The following is a 6975-nucleotide window of genomic DNA, read 5'->3' on the forward strand; positions in this document are numbered from 1 at the left end:
TTATGAGTGTCCAAGATTTGGGGGCCAGTTCACATTTCAGACGACCTTTTGTTTCTTTGGTTATATTAAAACTGCGGCTTGCCAATCAATTCAAACTTAATAACAAATCTCTAAAAGCATTAGGGTCTTTAATGAAGGTCATTTCACCGGTGTGTGGAAAGTGAAAGTCTAAAAGACGTGACACCCAAAACCGAATACATCCCGCTCTTTGTGCAATCGGGAAATATTCGCGCTCTTCATCAGACAGCGGCCTAACGCTTTCATAGCCTCTAACAAAAGCATCTTGCAAAGCAATATCCAGCTTGTTCTCGGCTGTTCTTGCCCAGTCATTGACGGCAATTGCCAAGTCATACATAAAATTTCCGTTGCAGGCATAGTAAAAATCGATAAAGCCTGCCACGTTCTCCCCATCCAATAAAACATTATCCTTAAACAAATCGGCATGGATAATGCCTGAAGGCAGATTGTTACCCAGATTACCATCCAAGTGAGCAATCTCCTTTTGCAATAAAGCCGCGTCATCCTCACTCAATACCGGCAAAAGCTGACTACAAGCATCATGCCACCAGCGGTCGTAACGCGGATTCGCCATTTTTTGCGGGAAACTTTGTCCGGCAATATGCATTTTCGCCAGCATCGCCCCCGTATTGAAACATTGTGTTTCCGTTGCCCAGCTGGTATCCGAACCGTTCAGGCAAGTAACCAGACAAGCAGGTTTGCCCACCAAAACAGAATCCAGCTTGCCATCTCTACGCGCAATCGGGGCAGGACAAGCTACGCTATTGCTGCTTAAATGCCTGCTCAGCTCCAAGAAAAACGGCAGCTCCTCTTGCTTCAATACTTCGAATACAGTTAAAACGTAACGCCCGGTCGTGGTCGTCAAAAAATAATTGCTGTTCGTAATCCCCTGTGCAATTCCCTGCAACGATACAAAGTTGCCCAAATCGTATTGGGTCAAAAACTCCCGCATTTCGTCATCAGAAACACTCGTATAGACAGACATAGTGCAAACCTATCGATAGAAAATATAAGGAGCAATCATACCAAAAAATTCTTCTGCCAAACAGGCAAACGCCAAGCTCGTACCGTTGCCATTAAAAGGCAGAAAGGTCGTCTGAAAATATTTTCAGACGACCTCCCAGTTGCTTATATCATTAAGCTTGTTTATTCCAACGCTCAATCGATTCTTTAATGACTTGTTTCGCTTCTTCAACATCGCCCCAAGATTCGACTTTGGTCGTGCCTGCTTTTTTCAAGTCTTTGTAGTGGTTGAAATGGAATTCGATTTGCTTGATCAATTGTTGCGGCAAATCAGACAATGTTTTGTATGCATTGCCGTTATTGCGGTCATCGGCAGGAACGCAAACGATTTTATCGTCAACCTCGCCATCATCGACAAATTTCATTACACCAATGACACGCGCTTCCAAAAAGATACCGGTAGCCAATGGTTGCTCCGTAACCAGCAATACATCTAACTCGTCGCCATCTTCATCCAAAGTTTGGGGAATAAAACCGTAATTTGTAGGCTTGGCAAAAATTGCAGGCTCAACACGGTCGAGTTGGAAGGCCGCTAATTTACGGTTCCATTCGATTTTATGGTTGCTGCCCGCAGGAATTTCGTTCACAACATTAATAATGCCGCCATCGACATCACCCGGCGTCAAGATTTTATTAAAATCTGCCATTTTGCGCTCCTTATAAACAATTGCAAAAGTTAAACGCTGAAAGTATAGCAAACAAAAGACTTTCTGGAAATGTGTGGCTTTGCGCCTCGCTAATAGCACCCGAAGTCGTCTGAAAATCTAAAAAGCCATAAAACCCAACCATATAAGCTGGCATCATTCACAAACTTTTTTGATTTTAAATGGATAACAACAGCACAAAATAAAAATCGACTCCTATTCCAGAGTCGATTCTTATCGGGCTTGAAACCTATCTATGCTTACAGAGCATCTTTCAATGCTTTACCGGCACGGAATTTAGGAGTTTTAGCGGCAGCGATGGTCAGAGGCTCGCCAGTTTTAGGGTTGCGGCCTTGACGCTCTGCGCGCTCACCAACGTAGAAAGTACCGAAACCGACCAGAGTGACGGTGTCGCCTTTTTTCAGAGCGTTGGTTACAGCATTGGTAGTGGCATCCAGAGCTTTTTGGGCGGCAGCTTTAGAAATGCCGGCTTCTTGAGCAATTGCTTCGATCAATTCAGACTTATTCACAATCAGTCCCTTCCTATCGTTGAAAATAATGAAATGCCCGAATACTCGGGGCTTCGTACTTTTGAGTACCTTTGCGCTTTATAGCAATTCTGAAAATACCGTGTCAAGCAAAAAATGCGGAATTGCCCTATTTTACAGGCTTTCAAGGCAAACCCGCATCTTTTGCAACACATTTTTTACAAAATCAGTGTTTGGTCGCTTTCGCCCTTGACTTAGGCTTAGCGGCTTCAACCTGCGCCTCTTCGGTACTTAAAGGCGCAACCCAAGGTGTCGGCTGGCTTTCCAAGCCCAAAGCGAGGACTTCGTCTATCCATTTGACCGGATGGATGGTCAGGCCGGTTTTCACGTTTTCAGGGATTTCTTCCAAGTCTTTGACGTTGTCTTTCGGAATCAGGACGTGTTTGATGCCGCCGCGCAAGGCAGCCAACAGTTTTTCCTTCAAACCGCCGATTGGCAAGACTTCGCCGCGCAGGGTGATTTCGCCTGTCATCGCCACATCGGCGCGCACCGGAATTTTGGTAAAGGCAGACACCATCGCCAAAGTCATGGCGATACCTGCGCTCGGGCCGTCTTTCGGCGTTGCACCTTCGGGAACGTGAACATGGATGTCTTTTTTCTCGTAAAAATCAGGAGCCAAACCCACTGATTCTGCACGGGAACGGACAACAGACCATGCCGCGGACACAGATTCCTTCATCACGTCGCCCAACTGGCCGGTACACTGGATCACGCCCTTGCCCGGCAACGCCACGGCTTCGACAGTCAGCAATTCGCCGCCGACTTCCGTCCACGCCAAACCGGTAACCTGTCCGATGCGGTTTTCACTTTCGGCAACGCCGTAATCGAAGCGGCGCACACCCAAGTAGTCATGCAGGTTTTTCTCATTGACTTTAATCGCTTTAGGCTTGGCTTTGCTGGTTTTCTTGGTTTCAGACGACCTCTTCTTATCTTCGTTCAAGGTAATCTGCATCACCACCTTACGGCAGATTTTGGCAATCTCGCGATCAAGCGAACGCACACCGGCTTCACGGGTGTAATAACGGATGATATCGCGTACCGCGCTTTCTTCGACTACCAATTCGCCTTCTTTCACGCCATTGCGCTTCATTTGCTTCGGCACGAGATACTGCATGGCGATATTGATTTTCTCGTCTTCGGTATAGCCGGACAAACGGATGATTTCCATGCGGTCGAGCAACGGGGTCGGGATGTTCAAGCTATTAGATGTGGCGATAAACATCACATCGCTCAAGTCGTAATCCACTTCCGCATAATGATCGGCAAACTTGTTGTTTTGCTCAGGATCAAGCACCTCAAGCAATGCGCTGGCAGGATCGCCTCGGAAGTCGCTGCCCAATTTGTCGATTTCGTCAAGCAGGAACAGCGGATTCTTCACGCCTGCCTTAGCCATGTTTTGCAGGATTTTGCCGGGCATAGAGCCAATATAGGTGCGGCGGTGGCCGCGGATTTCGCTTTCATCGCGCACGCCGCCCAAAGCCATGCGGACATATTGACGGCCTGTTGCTTTGGCAATGGATTCGCCCAAAGAGGTTTTACCCACCCCCGGAGGACCGACCAAACACAGAATCGGGCCTTTGAGCTTATCCATACGTTTTTGGACGGCAAGGTATTCCAAAATCCGTTCTTTGACTTTTTCCAAGCCATAGTGGTCGGCGTTCAACACCAAATCGGCTTTGGCAATGTCTTTGCTGACACGGGATTTTTTCTTCCACGGCAGCTCAAGCAAAGTATCGATGTAGTTGCGTACCACGGTGGATTCCGCAGACATAGGCGGCATCATTTTGAGCTTTTTCAGTTCGGACAGGCATTTCTCTTCGGCTTCTTTGGTCATGCCCGCTTCTTTGATTTTTGCTTCCAACGCATCCAGTTCGCCACGTTCGTCTTCTTCGCCCAATTCTTTCTGAATCGCTTTCACTTGCTCGTTCAGATAATACTCGCGCTGGGATTTTTCCATCTGGCGTTTGACACGGCCGCGGATGCGTTTTTCAACCTGCATGATGTCCAGTTCGGATTCCAACTGGGCAAGCAGAAACTCCATACGGCCAATAATGCCGAAGGTTTCCAAAATCTGTTGGCGCTGCTCCAGTTTCAACTGCAAATGCGCCGCAATCGTGTCCACCAAACGGCTGTTATCATCGATGCCGTTGATGGTATTGATGATTTCTGCAGGGATTTTTTTATTTAACTTGGCGTATTGGTCAAACTGGGTAAGCAGCGTGCGGCGAATGGCTTCAATATCGGGATTGTCCGCATCCGCATACTCGTTGACAGCTTCGACATGAGACAGGAACAACCCGCCTCTCTCTTCAATGGTCAACACTCTGCCGCGCCGGATACCTTCGACCAATACTTTTACCGTGCCGTCAGGCAGCTTCAACACCTGCAAAACCTGCGCGACCGTACCCGTACGGTGCAAATCAGACGCCGTCGGATCTTCGGTGTTCGGGTCGATTTGCGCCAGCAAAAACACCGGATCGTCATTCGCCATTGCCGCTTCCAATGCCGCAATGGATTTCGGGCGGCCTACAAACAGCGGCAGCACCATGTGCGGATAAACGACGACATCGCGTAAAGGCAGGGTTGCCAGTGCGCTGTATTCCTCAAAATGTTTTTCTTTTGTCGGCATATTGTTCTCTACTTGGTAATAAATTCGGAATGTGGCTTAAATTGGGATGGAAAAGCGTATTTCAAGACTTGAAAAAGCCGATGTACGCTTCTATTTTTATCGGCAACTTTTTGCGATAAAATACACGCCGTTCGAGGTCGTCTGAAAGGCTGGAAACTTTTCAGACGACCTCTCGGCATACAGCACATCAGGAGTCAGCCATGACCGACCAAACCTCACTCATCGAATTCCCCTGCCAATTCCCCATCAAAGTCATGGGCAACGCGCATCCCGAATTTGAAAAAAATATCCTGGAAACCGTCCGCCAGCACGCGCCCGATACCGAACCCCACCACATCACCACCCGTCAAAGCAGCAAGGGCAACTATACCGGCGCAACCGTCAAAGTAAACGTCGAAAGCAAAGAGCAACTGGACAAAATCTACCGCGCCCTGACCGATCACGAAATGGTGAAAGTGGTGTACTGATATGAAAATCGTGCATAAAGGCATGGTCGAGTACCAACCGACTTTCGAAGCCATGAAAGCGTTCAACGCAGCCCGCGACGAACATACCGAAGACGAATTATGGGTGGTCGAGCATCCGCCCGTCTTCACGCAAGGTCTGGCAGGCAAACCGGAACATCTCCTGATTCGCGACGATATACCCGTCGTGCAAATCGACCGGGGTGGGCAAATCACCTATCACGGTCCCGGTCAGTTGGTCGTTTACACCATGATCAACTTCAAACGCCGCAAAACCAGCGTTCGCAACATCGTCTCCGCGCTTGAAAACAGCATCATCGCCACGTTGGCGGAATACGGCATTAAAGCGGCGGCAGACCCGAAACGCCCCGGCGTTTATGTCGGCGAGCGCAAAATCGCCTCACTCGGCTTGCGTATTAAAGACGGCTCCGTCTATCACGGTCTGGCATTGAACGTAAATATGGACCTAAGCCCATTTACCCACATCAACCCCTGCGGCTATGCCGGCATGGAAATGACCCAAATCGCGGATTTTGTCCAACCCTGTCCCTCCTTGGACGAAGTTGCACAAAAACTGACCGCACACCTCGAGACACAACTCACACCGAAAGCGAACAATTAATGAGCGAAATCAAAGTTGACGATCCCAAACGCGGCGTCAAACTCAAAGGCGCGGACAAAACCGCACGCATCCCCATCAAAGTCGTCCCCCTTCAGGAAAAACTGAAAAAACCCGAATGGATACGCGCCAAACTGCCGTCACGCAAATTCTTTGAAATCAAAGACATTTTGCGTGAACAAAAAATGCACACCGTTTGCGAAGAAGCCTCCTGCCCGAATATCGGCGAATGTTTCAGCAAAGGCACAGCGACCTTCATGATTATGGGCGACATTTGTACCCGACGTTGCCCGTTCTGCGACGTGGGACACGGCCGCCCGAATATGCTTGACCCCGACGAACCGAAACACCTCGCAGAATCCGTCAAAGCCATGAACCTGCGTTACGTCGTCATCACCTCCGTTGACCGCGACGACCTGCGCGACGGCGGCGCACAGCATTTCGCCGACTGCATCAAAGCCATCCGCGAAACCAGTCCGAACACCAAAATCGAAATCCTTGTTCCCGACTTCCGCGGCCGCTTGGACATTGCACTGAAAATCCTTGCCGAAACCCCGCCCGACGTGATGAACCACAACTTGGAAACCCATCCGAGCCTGTACAAAAAAGCCCGTCCGGGTGCCAACTATCAGCACTCCCTCGACCTGCTGCGCCGCTATAAAGAAATGATGCCGCACATCCCGACCAAATCCGGCATCATGGTCGGCTTGGGTGAAACGGACGAAGACGTGCGCGAAATCATGCGCGATATGCGGGCGCATAATATCGAGATGATTACCATCGGCCAGTACCTCCAGCCTTCAGACGGACATCTGCCCGTCTTACGCTACGTCACGCCCGACCAGTTCAAAATCTTTGAAAAAGAAGCATACGAACTGGGCTTCACCAACGCTGCCATCGGCGCCATGGTCCGCTCAAGCTACCATGCCGACGAGCAGGCCGCAGAAGCATTGCGCGAAAGCCATGGCGGCGGTTGCAGTCATCATTAATAACCGTCACTAATATAGTGGATTAAATTTAAATCAGGACA

7 protein-coding genes are annotated in these 6975 nt (G+C 49.3%); 3 read left to right on the plus strand and 4 right to left on the minus strand.

Annotated elements, in window-relative coordinates; genetic code table 11:
- Positions 1–85: 85 nt before the first annotated feature.
- From thrB to lon, 4 genes are all read right to left on the minus strand, one after another.
- The gene (gene thrB / locus HMPREF2572_RS01575; protein ID WP_070495803.1) at positions 86–1003 is read right to left on the minus strand and encodes a homoserine kinase; all 918 of its coding nucleotides are present in this window, start codon (positions 1001–1003) and stop codon (positions 86–88) included.
- Positions 1004–1154: 151 nt separating this feature from the next.
- On the minus strand, positions 1155–1688 hold the full coding sequence (locus HMPREF2572_RS01580; RefSeq protein ID WP_070495806.1) for an inorganic diphosphatase: 534 nt from the start codon (positions 1686–1688) through the stop codon (positions 1155–1157).
- 257 nt (positions 1689–1945) lie between these two features.
- Positions 1946–2215 carry an HU family DNA-binding protein gene (locus tag HMPREF2572_RS01585; RefSeq protein ID WP_003677477.1) on the minus strand — a complete coding sequence of 90 codons (270 nt, stop codon included), beginning with the start codon at positions 2213–2215 and terminating at the stop codon, positions 1946–1948.
- 184 nt (positions 2216–2399) lie between these two features.
- Positions 2400–4862 carry an endopeptidase La gene (lon, locus tag HMPREF2572_RS01590; RefSeq protein WP_070495808.1) on the minus strand — a complete coding sequence of 821 codons (2463 nt, stop codon included), beginning with the start codon at positions 4860–4862 and terminating at the stop codon, positions 2400–2402.
- A gap of 200 nt (positions 4863–5062) precedes the next feature.
- Here lon and HMPREF2572_RS01595 point away from each other — a divergent pair, with 200 nt between their 5' ends.
- From HMPREF2572_RS01595 to lipA, 3 genes are read left to right on the plus strand one after another with little or no spacing between them, the layout of a single operon-like run.
- A complete protein-coding gene (locus HMPREF2572_RS01595; protein WP_003756826.1) occupies positions 5063–5329 on the plus strand; it encodes an HP0495 family protein in 267 nt (88 codons plus the stop codon).
- A gap of 1 nt (position 5330) precedes the next feature.
- Positions 5331–5948: a lipoyl(octanoyl) transferase LipB gene (gene lipB / locus HMPREF2572_RS01600; protein ID WP_070495810.1), complete on the plus strand. Its 618-nt coding sequence runs from the start codon at positions 5331–5333 to the stop codon at positions 5946–5948.
- A complete protein-coding gene (gene lipA / locus HMPREF2572_RS01605) occupies positions 5948–6934 on the plus strand; it encodes a lipoyl synthase (protein ID WP_070495812.1) in 987 nt (328 codons plus the stop codon). The genes lipB and lipA overlap by 1 nt, the downstream gene beginning before the upstream one ends.
- Positions 6935–6975 lie beyond the last annotated feature (41 nt).

This window comes from Neisseria sp. HMSC064E01, from assembly GCF_001808875.1.
Taxonomy (GTDB): domain Bacteria; phylum Pseudomonadota; class Gammaproteobacteria; order Burkholderiales; family Neisseriaceae; genus Neisseria; species Neisseria sicca_A.

Coding starts and splice junctions, on each gene's coding strand:
- HMPREF2572_RS01580 (WP_070495806.1), bottom strand. CDS start 1,688: ATGGCAGATTTTAATAAAATCTTGACGCCGGGTGATGTCGATGGCGGC.
- thrB (WP_070495803.1), bottom strand. CDS start 1,003: ATGTCTGTCTATACGAGTGTTTCTGATGACGAAATGCGGGAGTTTTTG.
- lipA (WP_070495812.1), top strand. CDS start 5,948: ATGAGCGAAATCAAAGTTGACGATCCCAAACGCGGCGTCAAACTCAAA.
- lon (WP_070495808.1), bottom strand. CDS start 4,862: ATGCCGACAAAAGAAAAACATTTTGAGGAATACAGCGCACTGGCAACC.
- lipB (WP_070495810.1), top strand. CDS start 5,331: ATGAAAATCGTGCATAAAGGCATGGTCGAGTACCAACCGACTTTCGAA.
- HMPREF2572_RS01595 (WP_003756826.1), top strand. CDS start 5,063: ATGACCGACCAAACCTCACTCATCGAATTCCCCTGCCAATTCCCCATC.